Here is an 18750-nt window from a genome sequence, read left to right as displayed (position 1 = left end):
TCGCACCATGGTGCGGACGGCGCGCCGCCTTAGCTCAGATGGCCAGAGCAACGCACTCGTAATGCGTAGGTCTCGGGTTCGAATCCCGAAGGCGGCTCTTTTTGAACCCCGGGTCAGGTTTCTGACCTGGGGTTTTCTGTTGTCTGTGCTGTGCCGTCGGGGGCTGGACTCGGGCGATTGGCCTGCGCAGGCGCAACGCGTAGGTGGGAGGGCGGTGCCGCGCTGAGCGTCCTCCAGGACTCGACATGATCATCCACGAAGCGGATGTCTCGAACGCCCACGAGGGCCGCCAGGTGCTGCTCGCCATCGAGCGGCAGCGAGCCGCAGGGCGAGGTTGCCGCTGACCCGGCGTGGAGTTCATCGAGCCCGAGACCACCGGTGTGCTCGTGCCGACGAATGGCGGGACTTCGGCCGTCGCCACCTGCCCGAAGCCGCCATGGCCGAACAGGCGAACTGTCGGCCCCCTGCCCCACCGCCGACGCAGTGGCAGTTCAAGAACTCCATTTCCGGGAGGACTTCGGAGGGGTCTCCTTGGGCTGTGACTTCGGTCTCATCGTTGCGGAGCGTGTGCACGGGTGGGGCTTGGTAAGAGACGGGCAAGGGGCTCTCACGAGCCGCACATGACTTCCACGCACAACCCTCATGGGCGGGATGGATACGGAATGTAACTGCCCCGACCGCAAAGCGGTGTTGCGGAAAGGGCGGGTGTGTCTATGGTGACGTCCGCTCCCGGAGGGACCTGACCAGTCCGCTCACCCGGAAGCGTCCGGCGTGTCCACGGGGGGAGCGCCTACCACTACGTGCCCGATGTCCGGGTCTTACGTGTCCCTCCCAGGAGTGCGCCCGCAACAGCCACCCCCTAAAGAGAGGGATACGCGTGTCGCGTAGACCTGTACGCAAACAACGCATCCGTCCGAGATGGCTGGCCGGTCTGGCGACTCCGGTCGTCTCGGTCGCCTCCCTGGCTCTCCTCGCCACCGGAGCGGTGCAGCCGGCTGCGGCCACCGGTCAGGAACCGCGTACCAGCGCGGTCGCCGACTCCTACGACGGGTTCGACGCCAAGGCCGCGGAGCAACTGCGCTTCGATCAATGCCTGATGGCCGACGGCCTGCGCAAGGGCGGGCCCAATCAGTACGACCTGGCCCGCGCCTCCTTGTCGCTGCCGGCGGATCAGCTGCATCTGAAGGCTGACCGCACCTACGCCACCGGAGCGTTCGCCCAGGCGTGGGAGAAGGACAGCGACGACTCCGACGTCTGGGTGAAGAAGACGCAGGATGCCCGGCGGTCGTGGACCAACGCAGTCAGCGGTCTGGACGGCTATCACGGCGCTCCCGCGAATGATGACCTTTTCGACAAGACGGGGCTGCTTCCCTGGCTCTACCAGTCGTACTTCAAGTCGGTCGACCTGCTGTCGCCGTTCTACGACCCGTCACCGCAGGCGGACGCCACGACGAAGCAGGCTGCCGTCGCGATCGGTGATGCGCTGTACACCAGCGGCGGGACGACAGAGGAGCAGGAGGCCTGGAAGCTCTGGAAGAAGAACTCCGGGGACATCGTTCCGAACGAGATATTCGTTCCACGGGTGTTCGCCGACGACGCCCGTATCTTCCTTGCCTCCGGTGGCTTTCCCAGGACCGCACCGGCGCCGGACACCCCCGAGTTCCGCATCGCGGTGGAGGACCTGAAGACCCGGTTCGCCTCGTGTGCGTGGCACGATCCGATCGATCCGGACCGGGTGCTCGGCAAGGAGGTCTCGCAGGCGTCCGCCGAGTGGCAGCAGGAGATCGCCTCCCAGGCCGCGCAGCGCAACCAGATCCTTGCCGCCAGCAACAGCGCCAACAAAGCACTGCGGGACGGTGCGTTCGCCCTGGGCAAGTTGCTGGGGCAGTCGTGGGTCGCGGACTACGCCACCCGCTGGCAGGACTACTACACCGAGGGCGGCTTCAACTGGATCGGCGACGGCCAGTTGGAGATCCAGGTGCCGGGCGCTGCCGGCAAGTGTCTCGATGTCGCGGGCGGTGGCAAGACCAACGGCACCCCGGTGCAGGTCTACACCTGTAATGGCGGGGCCGCCCAGAAGTGGCAGCGGTGGGCCACGTACGACGGTGGCTACACCCTTCAGAACCCCAACTCGGGCAAGTGCCTTGAGGTGCTGAACGGCAGCACCGCCGACGGCACGAAGATCCAGATCCGTGACTGCGGCAGCGCCAGGGCACAGCAGTGGACGTTCGACGTGCGCAGCGCCGGTCCGCTGGTGAACGCGGCGTCCGGCAAGTGTCTGCACCTGCCGACGTTCGACAACAGCAAGGACGCTGTGTCGTCGACGTGCAACGGTTCCGCGGCGCAGAAGTTCCGGGTCGTTGCCAAGACCCACACCGGCAGTGCGCCCGCGAAGGCCGATGTCGACAAGGCCAAGGCGGCCGTCGCTGCCGCGCAGGTGGAAGCGAAGAAGCAACTCGCCGCCCTCAAGACGCAGTCGGAGACGGCGCAGAAGGCCGTGACCACCTCGGACACCGCGCTCCAGGCGGCCTACGGTGTCGCCGACACCAACGGCGCTCCACGGGGTCGTGGCCTGCTGGTGGGTTTGCAGAAGGACCAGGTGACCAAGGGTGCGGCCGCCTCGCTGAAGGCCCTGGAGAAGGCCGGTGAGACGGCGGAGGCTGCCACACGTGCGTCGGCCGGGGACAGCGCGACCATCACACAGCGCGCGTTGGCACAGGCGGCACAATCGCAGGCGGAGTTCCGCAAGAAGGCCGCAGAGGCCGCGGAGGCGCAGGCCAAGGCCGCGGCAGACGCAGCCAGGATGCACCGGGACAACGCCAAGAAGGACAAGGAGACGGCGGAGGCCAAGCTCGCGGTCGCGGTGCGGGCGGAGGGTGACGCCAGGGCGGCCGCCGCCGACGCGCACGCGAAGCGGCTCGCAGCGGAGGCCGAGGAGAAGACGGCCAAGGCGGAGAAGGAGGCCGCCGCCGCCAAGCAGGCCGAGGCGGCGCAGCACAAGCAGAACGCTCAGGCCGAGGCGGCGAGGGCGAAGGACGCCAAGGACCAGGCCGAGGCCGCCGAGAGGACGGCGGAGAGCAGGCGCGACGACGCGGTAGCGGCCAAGGACCACGCCAAGGAGATGCGCGACGACGCGTGGGACGCCGAAGAGAAGGCGGACGCGGCCCGGGCGAAGGCCGACGCGAAGCGGGCCTACGCCGACAGGCTGGAGGCAGGCACGGCCGCCGACGCCGCTCGCGCCGCGGCGACTCAGGCGGACACGGCAGCGGACAACGCGGAGGCCGCGGCGGGCAGGGCCCGTTCGGAGGCGAACGCCGCCACGCAGGCCGCGGCCGACGCGGACGCCGCAGCTACGCGCGCCGAGGCGGCCGCAAAGCGCGCTCGTTCCGACGCCGATGCCGCGCAGGCGGCCAAGCTGAGGGCGGATGCGGCCGTGCGGACGGCCACCAGTGCCGCCGCGGACGCGATCGCGGCTTCACAGCATGCCGCGTCAGAGGCCATGACGGCGGTGGCGCTGGCCGACGAGGCCAAGCAGCATGCCAAGGACGCCAGGGCGCAGGCCGACGGCGCCGGCGTGGAAGCCGGCAAAGCGGTCGCCGCCGCTGCGAAGGCCGCGGGGTTCGCGCACGTCACCGCGCAGGCCGCCGTGGACGCCGGCAAGGCGGCCCAGCAGGTCGTCGCGCCCGCCAATGACGCGATCGAGCTCGGCTCCGCGTACGTGGACACCGACTCAGCAGCCGGTCTGGTGGTGCTGACGGGGCAGTCGTCGAAGACGATCGCGGAACAGCAGCAGGCCGTCGCCGAGGCGCACGCCAGGAACGCGGCCGCCGAGGCCGATGCGGCGAAGAACCTCGCCGACCAGGCCAAGGGTGATGCGAAGGAGGCGTACACCCACGCGGCGAATGCCGCCAAGTACGCAGCCGACGCCCGCACTTACTCCAAGGAGGCCCTTGACTACGCGGCCGGCGCCGCGAAGGCCGCGGCGGCGGCGCAGGCGTCACTGGCCCGCACCATCGAGTTCGACCGGCAGGCTGCCGACGACGCGGCAGCCGCCGACAGGGCAGCCGGCAACGCCGAGGGTTACGCCAGAGCCGCCCGCGACTCCGCCGACGCGGCGGCACTCGACGCCGCAGCCGCTCGCTCCGCGGCCGCCCAGGCCGAACAGGACGCCCAGGACGCGCGTGCCGCCGCCGACCGCGCCGACGCCGCCGCGACCGAAGCCGAACAAGCCGCCAAGGACGCCGACAAGTACGCCAAGGAGGCCCAGGACGCGGCCGAGAGGGCGGGAAAGGCGGAGGCCGAAAAGGAACGCTCCGCGGGGTCGGGTACGGGTATCCCCGGTGTGTTCGCGGTCCCGGACGAGTCCACCGTCGAGATCGTCAGTTCACAGCAGATCGGTACGTGCCCCGGGTTGCCGGACGCGGCCTTCCAGGGCTGCAACGCGAAGTACAACCTCGTCGTCACCTACGAGGCCGACATCTACCTGTGCACCGATGACCAGGCCCAGGCCACGGCCGACGGATGCCCGAAGTCGGCATGGCAGTTCCTCAAGCGGGCGAAGCTGAAGAACATCAAGATCGATGGCTGGACGCACCACTTCTCCGGCAAGGACATCGTCCGCGCCGGATGGCAGAACCTCTTCGGTGACGTGGCCGGATCGATCCTGTTCTCCTTCTTCGCCGAAGACCTGATGGACTGCTGGCACGGCGACAAGACCGCCTGTGCCTGGAGCCTCGCCACGTACATCCCGCTCGAGGGTGTCATCGCCCCGATCGCGCGCGCCGTCACGGCCCTTGACGCCGCGGCAAAGACCGGGGTCGGTTACGTGGAGGCATGGAAGGCACTACGTGCCCTGGACGGGCTGTCCAACGAGGTTCTCGCCGGCATCGCAGCCAAGATCGGCAGAATTCTCGGCAAGTCGTGCGAGCGCAACAGCTTCCCCGGCACGACGCCCGTACTGATGGCCGACGGAACGACCAAGCGGATCCAGGACGTCAGGGTCGGCAACGCGGTCCTGGCCACCGATCCCGAAAGCGGCCGTACGGAAAGCCGTACCGTCACCGACACCATCTACACACCGGACGACACCGATTTCGCCGACATCACGATCGGCGCCGGCGACGCACGGATCACCGCCACCCAGCACCATCCCTTCTGGTCGCCCAGCGCGCGTCACTGGATCGACGCCGGTGACCTCAAGCCCGGCCAGACCCTGCGCACGGACGACGGCCGGAGCGTCGCCGTGGCCGCGGTCCACCGCTACCACCGGCTCCACTCCGCCTACAACCTCACCGTCGGCGACCTCCACACCTACTACGTCCTGGCAGGCAGTACGCCGGTCCTCGTCCACAATTCGGCATCGGTGTGCGAACACATCGCGCTCGGCCTTCAGACGGTGGATGGCGACGGGTCGGCGCTCGACCTGTTCGCCATGGAACGCGAGGCCCTGACCTACCACGACTGGCCTGGAAACGGCGCGTGGTACAAGAAGTTCGAGGCGTATCTCTCTTCAGGATCCACGACGAAGATCTCGTTCAACCTGGACGGCATCACTGATCCCCTCGCCGCCGCCCGTGCGGGAAAGACGGTCGACCCGTCCGGCTTCGAAGGCCTGACGAACTGGGAGCTTTATAAGATCAGTCAGTCTCCGCAGGCGTGGGAGAGGATCACCTGGTACAAGGGAGGTCGGGTAGATGCCAACCCCTTCAAGTGACGGTGAAAGTCCGGCCGTCATGTTCACTTCCGATCGGACCTTCAGGGTCTGGCGGTATGGCGTCGGACATTCCCAGCTGCTCCTTCGAGCAGTTCCCGACAGTACGGACACCGCCTGCCTGGACCTCCTTTTCGAAGGTGTGAGCGCCATGCAATTGGTCCAGCAGTACAAGTCCATCGAGTTGTGCTCCGCAAGCGAGGTCGAAGCCGAAGAGATTCTTGGTTTCTCAGGGGCCAAGCCTCCCGTCAGAGAGCTGCTGCTGCCCGTAGTCCTCCGGTCCACCAGCGGCTCAGGATTCGTGCTCTGCCGTAGCGTCACCGCTCTGCGCGGCGGAGAGGACCCCGTCGGAAGCGACTCCGACAGCGAGGATCGCAGCGTCGTCTGGAGCAGTCGCCCGCAGACGTAGAGACGGCGAGACAGCCTCATCGATCAGCGCCCCGTCACAGCACGATGTCGGGGCGCTGTTCGTCGACATGAGGCCCTCGTCCTTCATCGGTCGCCCGTCGCCATGACCACCCGACTCCCAGGAGCACCGTTGTCCCGCACGTTGTCGTCCGCCGGCCCCCGCGTCCTCCTGATCGCGGCTCTTCTGCTGCCGACCGCCCTTCTGGGTGCGTGCTCCGCTCTCGGTGGGAGTGACGGCTGCCGCGGCACGGCCCCTGAACTGAGGCGACTGGCCGAGCAGCCGATGCTCGGCGCTGCGCCCGCCAGTGCCTCGGCCCCCGCCAACTACCGCGGGGTGGGCGTGACCACGGCATGCGACGACGACAGCGGCGGAGCGCCCTGGCTGCACGCGGACCGCCTGTACGCGTTCCCGGGCAGGCCCGAGGACGTCATCAGCTACTACACCGGGACAGCCGCCTCGGCCGGCTGGAAGCTCGAGGAGGACTCCGCCACCGTGGACGGCGTCTGCTGGACCAAGGTCGAGCAGGGGCGGCATCTGCTGCTCGACGTCGAGCTTCGGCCCCTGGGCTTCTCGCCCGAGCCCGAGGTGGGGACGGGCATCGCCTACTCGGTGTCGGTCGGTAGCGAGCGGGACGGTGGGGCGGAAGGGTGTGGGGGCTGATCCGGAGGGTGACGCGGTCGGCGGGAGACAGGTTCCTGAATCGCGCTGTGTTCAGGCCAGGCGGACCCGACTGCCGGTTTTCGCCGAGGACTTGATCGCGTCCAGCAGGCGGTGCGTGCGGGCCGCTGTCGAGAAGTCCGGGGCGAAGTCGCCGCCCGTGCGGATCGCCTGGCCCAGGTCCATGTACACCTGGGCCACGTTGCTGACGGGGGACGGCGTTCCCAGCAGGGGGCCGTAGGCGTCGGGCACGGGCAGTTCCTCCGCGGGCGTGCCGTTCGCCGTCTCGTGGGTCAGGGTGAACTGCGGGCCCACCAGCGAGTCGTCGGACGACACCAGGACCAGGCGGCCCTTCCGGCCGTGCACCTCGATGCGGAAGCCGTCGCCACGCGGACCGCCCGTCATGAAGTGGGCCGAGGCCGCCGCGCCGGATTCCAGGAGGCCGCCGAGCACGATCTGGTCGGGCGAGGTCACCTCGATCGGCCGCCCGGTCTCCTCCATCGTGATGCGGTCGATCCGCGTCGTGAGGGTCGCCGAGACCTCCGTGAAGTCCCCGACGGCGTACTGGAACATGTCCAGCGAGTGCCCGCCGACCACGGCGAGATGGTTGACGCCCTTCGTCTCGTCGAACAGGGCCGCGTACCGCTGCGACCACACCTCGGGCGTGGAGAGGGAGAACAGCAGGCACGCCGACAGCACCTCGCCGATCAGGCCCTGGCCGAGCAGGTCCCGCAGCAGCCGTACGGCCGGGTGGTGGCGGCTCTGGAGACCCACCGCGTGCCGTACGCCCGCCGCCCGCGCCGCCGACTCGAAGCGCTCGGCGGTCGACGCGTCCAGGGCCAGCGGCCACTCGCTGTACACGTGCTTGCCCGCGGCGATCGCCGACTCCACCAGGCCGTCCCGGGAGGGGAGTTGCACCACGACGGTGACCAGGTCCACGTCCGGGTCGGCCATCAGGGCTGCCGCGTCGTCGTACGCCTTTCCCGCGCCCCAGACCTCGGCGGCCGCCCGCGCCGACTCCGGGCTGCGCGTGGCCACCGCCGTGACCTCGAAGTCGTCCAGCGCCTTCAGCGCCGGCAGATGGATGTGCCGGCCCCACCCCCGCTCGGCGTGTGCGCCGACGACTCCCACTCGGATCCTGTCCGCCACGTGATCGCCTTTCCTGTACGTGAGTTGCTCCGACGTGATTGCCGGTCTGTCAGACATGGCCGACCGTCGGGGCCGCCTCGGGCGACTCCTCGGCGACCTTCGACTCGGCCTGTCCTGGCGTTGGCTCGGCCTGCTCCGCCTTCGGCTGCTCGGCGTCCCGCAGCACGAAGAACGTCACCAGCCAGGCCACGAACACGAACCCGGCCGCGCACACGAAGGCCAGGCTGTAGCCGTCGCGCAGGGCCTGGACCTCCTGACGGCCCTCACCCAGCAGCGAGTTGCTGTGCGAGGTGGCGACCGTGGCGAGCACCGCCAGGCCCACCGCGGCGCCCGCCTGCTGCGCCGTGTTGTTGAGACCGGAGGCCAGGCCCCCGTCCTCCGCCCTTGCACCCGACATGGCGCGCATGATGACCGACGGCACCGTCAGACCCATGCCGAGGCCCTGGACGACCAGCGTCGGCGCCACGTCCACCCAGTAGTTGCCGTCGACCGGGGCCAGGCTGAGCCACAGCAGACCGACACCGAGGAACAGCAGTCCGGTCAGCAGCACCGGGCGGGTGCCGTGGCGGGCGACCAGCTTGGCCGTGAAGAACAGCGACATCGTGCCGATGACGAGGGGCGCCGGCAGGAACGCCAGACCGGTCTGCATCGAGTCGAAGCCCAACACCCGCTGAAGATAGAGGGCGTTGAGGAACTGGAAGCCGAAACCGGCGGAGAACACCAGCACCACCGCGATGTTGGCGCCGACGGTCTCCTTGCTGCGGAAGATCCGCAACGCCAGCAGCGGACGCTTCGCCGTGGCCTGCCGCCACACGAACGCCCCGAGGAGGGCCACCGAGATCGCGCCGTACAGCGACAGCTCACCGGCGCTGAACCTGTCCTCGGACACCTGCGAGATGGTGAACACACCCAGCGACAGACCGGCCGTCACCAGGACCGCACCGACCGCGTCCGCGCCCGCCTTGAGGCCCAGGCCGGGCTGCTCGCCGAGCAGCTTGAGGGCGGACACCAGGGTGAGCGCGCCGATCGGCAGGTTGATCAGGAACACCCAGTGCCAGCCGAACGTGTCGGTGATGACACCGCCCGCGATCAGACCGAGGGCGCCGCCGCCCGCGGACACGAAGCTGTAGATGCCCATGGCCTTGGCCTGCTCGTTCGGCCCCGGGAACAGGCCGACGATCATGCCGAGCACCACCGCGGACGCCAGCGCGGCGCCGACGCCCTGGAGGAAGCGGCCGCCGATCAGCATCTCGGGGCTGTTCGCCACCCCGCACACCAGCGAGGCGACGGTGAAGGTGACCAGACCGCTGAGGAACACCTTCTTGGTGCCGATCAGGTCGCCGAGCCGACCGGACAGCAGGAGCAGTCCGGCGAAGGCGATGAGGTAGGAGTTCACCACCCAGGACAGGCCGCTCTGGGAGAAGCCGAGCCCGTTCTGGATGGTCGGAAGAGCGACCGTGACGATCGTCCCGTCAAGGATGATCATCAACTGCATCGCGCAGAGGATGGTGAGCGCGAGGCCACGTGGGGTGCGTGGCGGTGCTGCGGGGCGGGTCATCACTCACTTCTTTCGTCGGCACGTGGGCATGTCGGAAATCGGGTCTTGGGCTGGGAGTTGAGCAGCCGAGTGGGGCTGGTCAAAGGGCGGCGCAGACGCCAGGGCTCTGCGCGACCGTGCCAGGCGTCGGCCGGCGACCTGGTGAACACGCTGTGTGTCGCTGTCCGAGCGATTCCGAGAACGCCGAACCGCTGATGTCCAGACCCTGTTGACGGAATCCCGCGGGTTCCGCGTGCCGATTGGGCAGGGCTTCTTCGGCGCACAGAAGTAGAAATCCGGCGATAAAGAGGAGGGTTTTTAACGGGCCGAGCAGATTGGATCGCATGCGGCTTCCCCCTCGGTCGACGTCGAAGCGGGGGCCCGCTCCCACGAGGCACCTCCACAGTAAAAAACCAATCGACCTGTTTGTCAAACGGCTCGTCCTTGATCGTCGGAGGGTTTGGTCGGGGGAGTGAAGGTGCAGGTCAGAGTGCATTATTTCAGGCGCCGGCGTCTCGGTGCTCTCTTGAGCCCTGGCCTGATCTGCTCGCGGAATTAACCATTCCGCTGCCGTCAGCCCCTCATCCCGCTCCAGCGGGCGGACAGTCGTGGCCCTCAGGAATCCGACACTGGTCGAACGCGTCGAGCGCGAAGCGCCGGTGAAGTGAATCCTCGCGGCATGCGCATCCGGGATGAGGTCGTGGCCGGTATTCGGAATGCCCCGGTGGCTGCACTGACCTCGGTCGCTCGGTCCGGTCGAGAAAATCTCACCCGCAGCTATCGGAAAACCGGCATACGTACGGTGAAGCTGTCCACCTGGAGGGCTCAGGCGGTAGCGGCGCCAGGAAAAGTACCAGTTAGTTGGTTTTTTGTGGGGTGAGAGGCAGACTGGAGCGGAAGTCAGTGAAGGGGTTGGACGCATGACCAGGCAGGAACGCGCGGAGGTCACCCGGGCGGCCATTCTCGACGGGGCGGCGCGTGCCTTCGACGCCGAGGGGTATCACGGGACCTCCCTCGGCGACATCGTGAAGGAAGCGGGCGTGACGAAGGGAGCGCTCTACTTCCACTTCTCGTCCAAGGAAGAGTTGGCGCAGGCCCTGATCGACGAGCAGTTCTCGGTCCCCGGCCCCGCGGCGACCGCGGCGAGAGCGGGTGTGCAGGCCGTCATCGACATCCTGCACATGATGGCTCGTCAGCTGGTGGAGGACGTACGGGTGCGGGCCGGCATCCGGCTGGTGATCGACCAGAGCTCCAAGACGGGGATCGTCAGTGAGCCGTACACCCGGTGGATCGAGCTGTTTGAGGGCCACCTGGCTCGGGGGCAGGAGCGGGGGGACGTCAAGCCGGACGTCGATCCGGCCCGGGTGGCGCGGCTGATCGTGGGTTCCTGGACCGGGCTTCAGCTGAGTTCCCAAGTACTGTCCGGGCGGCAGGACTTGAGTGCCGAGACGACGTTGATGTGGGAGATGCTGCTGCCCAGCATCGTGCCGCCGCGGAGGCTGGGACGGTTTCGGCCGGAGGGTAGTGCCGAGGGTGCGGCGACGGACCTCGTTGCCGCGGGGTGACTTCAGCAGGCGACGGACGCCAACTGCGTCGTAGGCACCAAGCTCTCCGGTCTGCGGGTCTGCGGGTCTGCGGGTCTGCGGGTCTGCGGGTCTGCGGGTCTGCGGGTCTGCGGGTCCGCCGGTCAGCCGTCATCCGGTCGTCTGTGAGCGGGAGTTGATGTACCGGTGTGCGAGGCAAGGGAAGTCCTTCGGTGCCTCCGCCTTAAGCGTTACCGCCAATAACCGGCTCCCCGATTTGGCGGTCCGCTGCCCTGTGGCCGCCGTTCCCGCGTGGCTAGCGTCGGTGCATGAGGCGACGCAAGCGCATCGGAACGAGCCGCGGCACGTCCTTACGGCGCGTGCGGGACAGAGCAATTCAGCGGCGGGAGGAAGTCAGGTCCGGGGCCTGGCGCCGCCGGTTCGGCCGACGTGCGGAGCAGGCCCGGCCCTGGCTCCAGTTCATGGCGGACCTGGTCACGCTTCTTGCGCGGTTGGTGCGGTAGGGAGTGGCGCGCGGCCGCTGCCGGTGCCCGTGCGGAGGGGCGGCGCGGCCGCGGTGTCCGTGTGACTCCCGTGTCCGGAGAGACATCTGTCCCGAAGACCGTCAGGCTGGAGGGCGAGGGCCGGAGCGGTGCGGACGAGCCGGCGCGTGGAGGTGAGGTGTCACATGGCGGGACCGGAGTCGGGAGCGGGGTCTGGGCCGGCCGGGTCTGCGGCGGCGGGAGGTTACTCCGCAACGCCCCTCGCCAGGAAGCTCGGCATCAAGGCGGGGCACCGGGTCCGGCTCCATGGTGCGCCCGACGGGTGGGACATTCCCGGGCTGCCCGACGACTGCGACCTCGCCGCCGGTGGTCCGCGCGGAGCGGATGTCGTGGTCGCCTTCCACCGCGAGTACGCGAGGCTCGCGGGCGAGGCGGCCGGCCTGGTCGAGGACCTGGCGGATCACGCCGCGCTGTGGATCGCCTGGCCACGAAGAGCAGCCGGCCACGTCAGCGACATCACCGAGAACGGCCTGCGGGAGGCCTTCCTGCCCCTCGGCGTAGTGGACGTGAAGGTCGCGGCGCTGGGGGAGGACTGGTCGGGCCTGAAGTTCGTACGCCGGAAGGAGAACCGGAAGGAGAACCGGCGGGGGTGAGGACGGGATGAGACGAGGAGGGCATGGGGCAGGAGCGACGCGCATCCCATCCTCTCCCCAACCCCGAGAAGTCCTTACCGTGAACGACTAGCATCGCCGCGGTTGATGGCGGTCGCTTTGAGGGGACGTGGGACATGGACGCGCCGAGGGTCGCCGTCGCCGTGGTGACGATGGGCAACCGGCCCGACGAGGTCGACGCCCTGCTCCGCTCCGTGGCCAAGCAGGACCTCGCCCCCACCCGGATCGTGATCGTGGGCAACGGCTGCCGGCTGCCCGAGTTCGCCGAGCGGCTCTCCCTGCCCGGCGAGGTCACCACCCTCGACGTGGAGGAGAACCTCGGCTGCCCCGGAGGGCGCAACGTGGCGCTCGCCCGTCTGCGGGACTTCGGCGACGTCGACGTGGTCGTCGAGCTCGACGACGACGGCCTCCTGGTGGACGCCGATGTACTGCGCCGTGTACAGGAGTTGTTCGCGGCCGACGACCGCCTCGGCATCGTCGGCTTCCGCATCGCCGACGAGCACGGCGAGACCCAGCAGCGGCACGTCCCCCGCGTCGGCGCCTCCGACCCGCTGCGCGGCGGATACGTCACCGGCTTCCTCGGCGGCGGCCACGCCTTCCGCATGGCCATGCTCGCCGAGACGGGCGACTGGCCCGCCGAGTTCTTCTTCGCGCACGAGGAGACCGATCTGGCCTGGCGGGCCGCCGACCGCGGCTGGCGCATCCTGTACGCGCCCGAGCTCCTGCTCCAGCATCCCAAGACCTCACCGGCCCGGCACGCCATCTACTACCGGGTCAACGCCCGCAACCGCGTCTGGCTGGTCCGCCGCCGGCTGCCCCTGCCGCTCATCCCGGTCCACCTGGCCGTCTGGACGGCACTCACCCTGCTGCGGACGAGGTCGTCGAGCGGACTGCACGCCTGGCTCGGCGGGTTCGTCGAGGGCGTACGGCAACCCGCAGGCGAACGGCGTCCGATGCGCTGGCGAACGGTCTGGCAGCTGACCCGCCTGGGCCGCCCGCCCATCGTCTGAGACGCGAATACCGGAAAACGGGACGAGGACCCCGGTCGTTCACCTCCGCCGACCGGGGCCCTCTCGCGTCCCACGGATCCGGCCACGACGGCGACACTCCCCCGAGCTGCGCGTCCTACGCGCGCACCCTCGGGCCAGATCCGATGAAGTGATCACATCAGGTTGCGCCAACAAATCGCTAACATTGGCCAACGCATCTACGTTTCAGCGTTTCGCCGCTTGGCGTGAAGTCGACGGCACCTGTGGGGAACCGATGGTGTGGAAGCGCGGGACGGGAGCGGATTCCGGCACTGGACGGTGTCGGGTGGCTGGCGGGAAACCGTCGTGACGAGGGCGGAATTCCGCCAGAAGTGGGCGGCGTGATGGGGCGCGGATCGCAGTCAGGGCTGCGGTTCGGACTGCTCGGGCCGCCGATTCTGTACGACGGTCACGACGCCCACGGCGGCCACGGCGGCGCCGGTGTGCGAGTGGTCGGCAGCCGCAAGCAGCGGATCCTGCTGGCCGCGCTGCTCCTCGAAGCCGGCCGGGTCGTCTCCACCAAGTCCCTCAAGGAGGCGCTGTGGGGGAGCACCCCGCCCGCCTCCGCCAAGGCGTCCCTGCACAACCACGTCTCCCGACTGCGCCGGCTGCTCGACGACCCCGAGCGGCTCCAGGCGGTGGCCCCCGGTTACCTGCTGCGCGTGGCACCCGGCGAACTCGACGTCCAGGTCTTCGAGAGCCACGCCGCCCGGGCCCGCGGTGCCCACGCCCGCGGAGACTGGACCGAGACCCTTCACGCCTGCGCGGCGGCCCTCGCGCTGTGGCGGGGCGCACCGCTCAGCGGAGTCCCCTCCGAAGTCGCCGGATACGCCCTGGTGCAGCGCCTGGAGGAGGCCCGGCTCCTCCTCCTGGAGTGGCGTTACGACGCCGAGCTCGCCCTCGCGCCCACCCGGCCCGACGCCCTCGTCCCGGAACTCTCCGCGCTCGCCGCCGAACATCCGCTCCGTGAGTCCTACCACCGCCAGCTGATGCTCGCCCTCCACCGCACCGGTCGCCAGGCCGAGGCCCTCGCCGTCCACCGCGACCTGCGCAGCCGCCTCATCGAGGAACTCGGCGTGGAGCCGGGCCCTGCCGTCCGCGCGGCCCATGTGGAGGTACTGCGCGGGGGAGCGGCGGCGCGAAGCACCGAGCCGAACGACCTGACCGCCCCACCAGCCGGCAGCACCGACCGGGTCCACGGCACCGACCGGGTCCACGGCACCGACCCGGTCCACGGCACCGACCCGGTCCACGGCACCGACCTGGCCGACGCCGCCCTCGACACGCGTGACGCGAACGCATCACACGACACGGACGCATCACACGACACGAGCCCGGCCGCCGCCCCCACCCCCGCGGTGCCGGACACCGACGCCGTCGATCCGGAACCCCGGCGCGCCCACCCGACCACCTCCGGTGATCTTCCGCCGAACGCTACGCGCGGAGACACCCCGCCCACCCCCCTGACCCCGTCCCGCCCCGCCCAACTCCCGCCACCCCCAGGCCACTTCACCGGCCGCCTCGCCACCCGTCGTGACCTGCACCGCGCCCTGACCTCCGGCACCGGGCCCTCGCTGGGCGTCATCAGCGGCATGGCCGGCGTCGGCAAGAGCGCGCTCGCACTGCACGTGGCCCACGGTCTCCGGGACCGCTTCCCCGACGGCCAGCTCTACGTCAATCTCCAGGGCGCGACTCCGGGCATGACCCCCCTCACTCCGGCCCAGGCCCTCACCGCCCTGCTCCGCGATCTCGGTGCCGACCCGCGCAGCATCCCCGAACACCCGGACGCGGCGACCGCGTTGCTGCGGTCGTTGCTCGCACCGACCCGCACGCTCATGGTCCTGGACGACGCGGCGAGTGCCGCGCAGGTACGCCCCCTGCTCCCGGCCGGCCACGGCTGCGCGGTCCTCGTCACCAGCCGTTCGCCCCTGACCGCCCTCGACGACGCCCACCGCTTCCCCCTCACCCCCCTCTCGGCCGAGGAGAGCGCCGAACTGCTGCGCGCGGTATCGGGCAGGGACGGCCGCGACACGACCACCAGTCCCAGGACCACCACCACTGACGGCACCCCCTCACCCCCCATCGACGCCACCCACCCCCTCATAGAACTCACCGGCCGCCTTCCCCTGGCCCTCCGCGTCGTCGCCGCCCGTCTCGCCGCCCGGCACGCTCTCACCCCCGACGTCCTCGCCGACCAACTCGCCGCCACCGAGGACCGGTTGCGGCACCTGGAGTACGACGACCTCTCCGTGCGCCGCTCCCTGGCCGTCGCCCACGACGCCCTCGCCGCCTCCGGACGGCGGTCGGACCGCGACGCCGCTCTCGCGCTGTGCCGCATCGGCGCCCTCGACCTGCCCACCTACGGCGTCCCCCTGGTCGCCCGGCTCCTCGGCACCGACGGCACCGACGAGTCCCGCGCCGAGGACGCGCTCGACCGCCTCGTCGACGTGGCCCTCCTGGAGGAGACGGCGTACGGCCGCTACGCCCCGCACGGCCTGGTCCGCGACTTCGCGAAAGAACTCGCGGGCACCGGACACGCCCCCGACATCGCCCGCACCACCCTGCGCTGGTACGCGGCCGTCGCCGAGCGTGTCCTCACCGCCCTCGTCGAACCCGGGCTCGACCTCGACGACCGCCGCCGCCCGACCGCCGCGCAGCCGCCCGAGCACGCGGCGCACGTGCTGGCCATCGCCCCGTTCCCGTCGTCCGAGAAGGCCTTCGCCTGGGCCGAGTCGGAGCTGGAGAACATCGTCGCCCTGGTCGAACGGCACCAGGACACCCCCGACGAACGCGCCGCCGGCCATGTCTCCGCCCTGCTGCGCCTGCTCTCCCCCTTCCTCCAGCGCAGCGGCCGGGTCGCCGAGACGGAGTTCCTCGGCCGGGCCGCGCTCACGGTGGCACGGCGGCTCGGGGACGAGGCGGCCGAGGCGTGCGCCCTGGGCGATCTGGCCGGCCTGCACTTCCTCACCGGCCGGCACGGCGACGCGCTGGACCTCAACGACCGGGCCCTCGCGATCTGGGGGCGGCTCGGCGCGGACTCCTGGATCCGCCGCTGCCTCAACAACCGGGGCCTGCTCCTCGAAAGCCTCGGCCGGTACGCCGAGTCGGGCGAGACGCTGCGCCGGAGCCTCGCCTACTCAAGGCGGTTGAACGATCCCTTCGGGGAGGCGGTGACCCACAGCAACCTCGGCAACCTCTACGAGCACACCGACCCGCGCGCCGCCATCGAGCAGCACCGCCGCTCGCTCGCCATCGGCGAGGAGACCGGCAGCGTGGTCGTACGGCACTCGGCGCACTGCAACATCGGCTACGCCCATCTCACCCTCGGTGAACCGACCGCCGCCCTGGCCCACTTCGAGGAGAGTCTGCGCATCCTCGGCAGCCCCGGCGACTGGCACGGCGAGTCGCAGAGCCGCCTCGGCCTGGTCCGGGCGCTGCGCCTGATCGGCGACGGCGAGCGCGCCGCCGCCGAGTGCGCGGAGCTGCTGCGCCGAGCCGACGCCCGCGCCGACCGCTACACCGGCGCCCTCGCCCGCCACCAGTACGGACTCCTGCTGCGGGAGCGGGGGAGCGTCGAGGAGGCGCACGCGCAGTGGCGGGCCGCGCTCGGCGCGCTGGACGGCACGGACGAGAAGACGGTGCTCAAGGAACTCATCGCCCTCCTCGACGACTCGGGCCTGAGCTGACGCTCCGGCGGTACGCCGGTGACCCCGGCTCACGCGGACCGCTCCGGCTCACGCCGCTCACTTCGCGTCCGCATAGCACTCCACCACAGCCGTCGTGAACGGGAACCGCACCGGCGTCTCGCCGAACGTCAGCCGCCCGGCCAGCGCCGACGCCTCGCGGATCGCTGCCACGACCGCCTCGGCCTCCTCCTCGGGACAGTGCACGATCACCTCGTCGTGCTGGAAGAAGACCAGTTCGGCCGCCATCTCCGCGCAGGAGCGCCGCAGCGCGGCGAGCAGCAGCAGGGCCCAGTCCGCGGCGCTGCCCTGCACCACGAAGTTCCGCGCGAACCGGCCCCGGGCGCGGGTGTTGCCGGACGCGTACCCGGGCACCCAGCCGTCCTCGGCGGAAGCGGGTTGGCCCGCCTGGTCGTCCTGGGGGATGCCCGCCTCCTCCGCGTCCCCCGCCCCGGCCGCCGGCGGGCAGGTCCGGCCCAGCCAGGTCCGCACCAGTCGGCCCTCCTCGCCCGCGCGGGCCGCGTCGTCGACGTAGGCCACCGCCTTGGGGAAGCGGCGTCTGAGCGCGGCGAGGTTCTTCAGGCCGTCGCCGGAGGTCTGGCCGTAGACCGCGCCGAGCACGGCGAGTTTGGCCTGGGCGCGGTCGCCGGAGAAGGCCCGGTCGGAGACGGACTGGTACAGGTCGCTGTCCCGGCCCGCCACCTCCATCAGCCCGGGGTCACGCGAGATGGCCGCCAGCACCCGTGGCTCCATCTGGTCGGCGTCGGCCACGACCAGCCGCCAGCCGGGGTCGGCGACCACGGCCCGCCGGATCACCTTGGGGATCTGAAGGGCACCTCCGCCGTTGGTGACCCAGCGGCCGGTGACGGTCCCGCCGGCCAGGAACTCGGGCCGGAAGCGCCCGTCCCGCACCCAGTCCTGGAGCCAGGACCAGCCGTGGGCGACCCAGATGCGGTACAGCTTCTTGTACTCCACCAGCGGCTTCACGGCCGGATGGTCCAGGGACTCGATCTCCCAGCGTCGGGTGGACTTGATCTTGATGCCCGCCTGGGCGAACGCCTTGATGACGTCGGCGGGCAGATCGGGCCGTACCCGGCGCCCGAAGGCCTCGGACACCTCGTCGGCGAGTTCGGCGAGGCGCCGGGGTTCGCCGCCGCCCGCGTACCGGTCGCCGAGCAGTTCGTGCAGCACCCGGCGATGCGTCTCGGCGCTCCACGGCAGCCCCGCGCGGTTCATCTCCGCGGCCACCAGCATCCCCGCCGACTCGGCGGCGGTCAGCAGCCGCATGCGGTCGGGGTGCGCGGTGGCGTCATGGCGGCGCTGCTGGTCGGCGTGGACCTCGGCCAGGTCGGTGAGCGGCAGCCGGGCGCCCTGTGGTTCGAACAGGGGGGACTGCGCCCCCGGTTCGGCGGAGCGCTGGGGCGGGTCGGGAGGTACCGGGCCGCCGCGCAGCCGGGCCAGGGCGGCGGCCGCCGAGCGGGGCTCCCCGGACCGCCCGGCGTGGCCGAGCAGGAGGGTCTCGGCGTCCTCGATGTCGTAGCACCGCTCCACCCGCACCCCCGCGGCGAGCAGGCGCGGGTAGATCTCGGGGGTGGACCGCCACACCCAGCGCGCCACCTCCGGCCGCCGTCGCACGGCCTCGGCCGCGTCCGCCTCCCGCAGGACCGGCCCGGCGAGCAGCCCGTCCGGGCCGAGGGGGGCGAGCTCCACGCCACCGTCCTCGGCCGGGGCGAGAACCCAGCGGTCGGTCATGATGGCGAGTGTGACACCAGGGTCTGACAACGGCCCCGACCGCAGCGTGGCGACGGCCGACCGCAGCGTGGTGACGGCCGACCGCAGCGTGGTGACGGCCGACCGCAGCGTGGTGACGGGCCGCCGCA

At 70.6% G+C, this 18750-nt stretch carries 9 protein-coding genes and 1 tRNA gene; 7 read left to right on the top strand and 3 right to left on the bottom strand.

The window, feature by feature from the left end:
- Positions 1-23 precede the first annotated feature (23 nt).
- The 3 genes from IF54_RS0129050 (at position 24) to IF54_RS0129035 (ending at position 6779) form a co-directional block, all read left to right on the top strand.
- Positions 24-97: transfer RNA gene (locus tag IF54_RS0129050), tRNA-Thr, on the top strand.
- Between the two features lie 780 nt (positions 98-877).
- A complete protein-coding gene (locus IF54_RS0129045) occupies positions 878-5713 on the top strand; it encodes an RICIN domain-containing protein (protein ID WP_234439084.1) in 4836 nt (1611 codons plus the stop codon).
- 535 nt (positions 5714-6248) lie between these two features.
- Positions 6249-6779 carry a hypothetical protein gene (locus IF54_RS0129035; protein ID WP_037820750.1) on the top strand — a complete coding sequence of 177 codons (531 nt, stop codon included), beginning with the start codon at positions 6249-6251 and terminating at the stop codon, positions 6777-6779.
- A 51-nt stretch (positions 6780-6830) separates the two neighbouring features.
- On the opposite strand, the gene IF54_RS0129030 is transcribed toward IF54_RS0129035, so the two are convergent.
- Both IF54_RS0129030 and IF54_RS0129025 read right to left on the bottom strand, forming a co-directional pair.
- A complete protein-coding gene (locus tag IF54_RS0129030; RefSeq protein ID WP_030323994.1) occupies positions 6831-7925 on the bottom strand; it encodes a Gfo/Idh/MocA family protein in 1095 nt (364 codons plus the stop codon).
- 49 nt (positions 7926-7974) lie between these two features.
- Positions 7975-9483 (bottom strand): MFS transporter, encoded by a 1509-nt coding sequence (locus tag IF54_RS0129025; RefSeq protein WP_037820748.1) that lies wholly within the window; start codon positions 9481-9483, stop codon positions 7975-7977.
- Between the two features lie 899 nt (positions 9484-10382).
- Here IF54_RS0129025 and IF54_RS0129020 point away from each other — a divergent pair.
- The 4 genes from IF54_RS0129020 to IF54_RS0129005 all read left to right on the top strand — a co-directional run bounded on the left by IF54_RS0129020 (position 10383) and on the right by IF54_RS0129005 (position 16873).
- Positions 10383-11027: a ScbR family autoregulator-binding transcription factor gene (locus IF54_RS0129020; RefSeq protein ID WP_030323990.1), complete on the top strand. Its 645-nt coding sequence runs from the start codon at positions 10383-10385 to the stop codon at positions 11025-11027.
- Positions 11028-11673: 646 nt separating this feature from the next.
- Positions 11674-12141, top strand: a complete 468-nt coding sequence (locus IF54_RS0129015) for a DUF3052 family protein (RefSeq protein ID WP_037820747.1) — start codon at positions 11674-11676, stop codon at positions 12139-12141.
- Positions 12142-12275: 134 nt separating this feature from the next.
- Positions 12276-13169, top strand: coding sequence for a glycosyltransferase family 2 protein (locus tag IF54_RS0129010; protein ID WP_030323987.1), 894 nt, complete (start codon positions 12276-12278; stop codon positions 13167-13169).
- Positions 13170-13531: 362 nt separating this feature from the next.
- Entirely contained in the window at positions 13532-16873 is a 3342-nt protein-coding gene (locus IF54_RS0129005; RefSeq protein ID WP_030323985.1) for an AfsR/SARP family transcriptional regulator, read from the top strand.
- Between the two features lie 57 nt (positions 16874-16930).
- Here IF54_RS0129005 and IF54_RS0129000 read toward each other — a convergent pair whose 3' ends face one another.
- A complete protein-coding gene (locus tag IF54_RS0129000) occupies positions 16931-18622 on the bottom strand; it encodes a bifunctional 3'-5' exonuclease/DNA polymerase (RefSeq protein WP_030323982.1) in 1692 nt (563 codons plus the stop codon).
- Positions 18623-18750: the final 128 nt, after the last annotated feature.

This window comes from Streptomyces sp. NRRL B-3229 (assembly GCF_000719505.1).
Classification (GTDB): domain Bacteria; phylum Actinomycetota; class Actinomycetes; order Streptomycetales; family Streptomycetaceae; genus Streptomyces; species Streptomyces griseorubiginosus.
The sequence above is the reverse complement of the archived record's forward strand: the minus strand, read 5'-3'. Positions and strand labels throughout refer to the sequence as shown.

What these genes read in the sequence shown, in the direction of transcription:
- IF54_RS0129025 (WP_037820748.1), bottom strand. Translation starts at nt 9,483, where the DNA reads ATGACCCGCCCCGCAGCACCGCCACGCACCCCACGTGGCCTCGCGCTC.
- IF54_RS0129020 (WP_030323990.1), top strand. Translation starts at nt 10,383, where the DNA reads ATGACCAGGCAGGAACGCGCGGAGGTCACCCGGGCGGCCATTCTCGAC.
- IF54_RS0129015 (WP_037820747.1), top strand. Translation starts at nt 11,674, where the DNA reads ATGGCGGGACCGGAGTCGGGAGCGGGGTCTGGGCCGGCCGGGTCTGCG.
- IF54_RS0129010 (WP_030323987.1), top strand. Translation starts at nt 12,276, where the DNA reads ATGGACGCGCCGAGGGTCGCCGTCGCCGTGGTGACGATGGGCAACCGG.
- IF54_RS0129005 (WP_030323985.1), top strand. Translation starts at nt 13,532, where the DNA reads ATGGGGCGCGGATCGCAGTCAGGGCTGCGGTTCGGACTGCTCGGGCCG.
- IF54_RS0129000 (WP_030323982.1), bottom strand. Translation starts at nt 18,622, where the DNA reads ATGACCGACCGCTGGGTTCTCGCCCCGGCCGAGGACGGTGGCGTGGAG.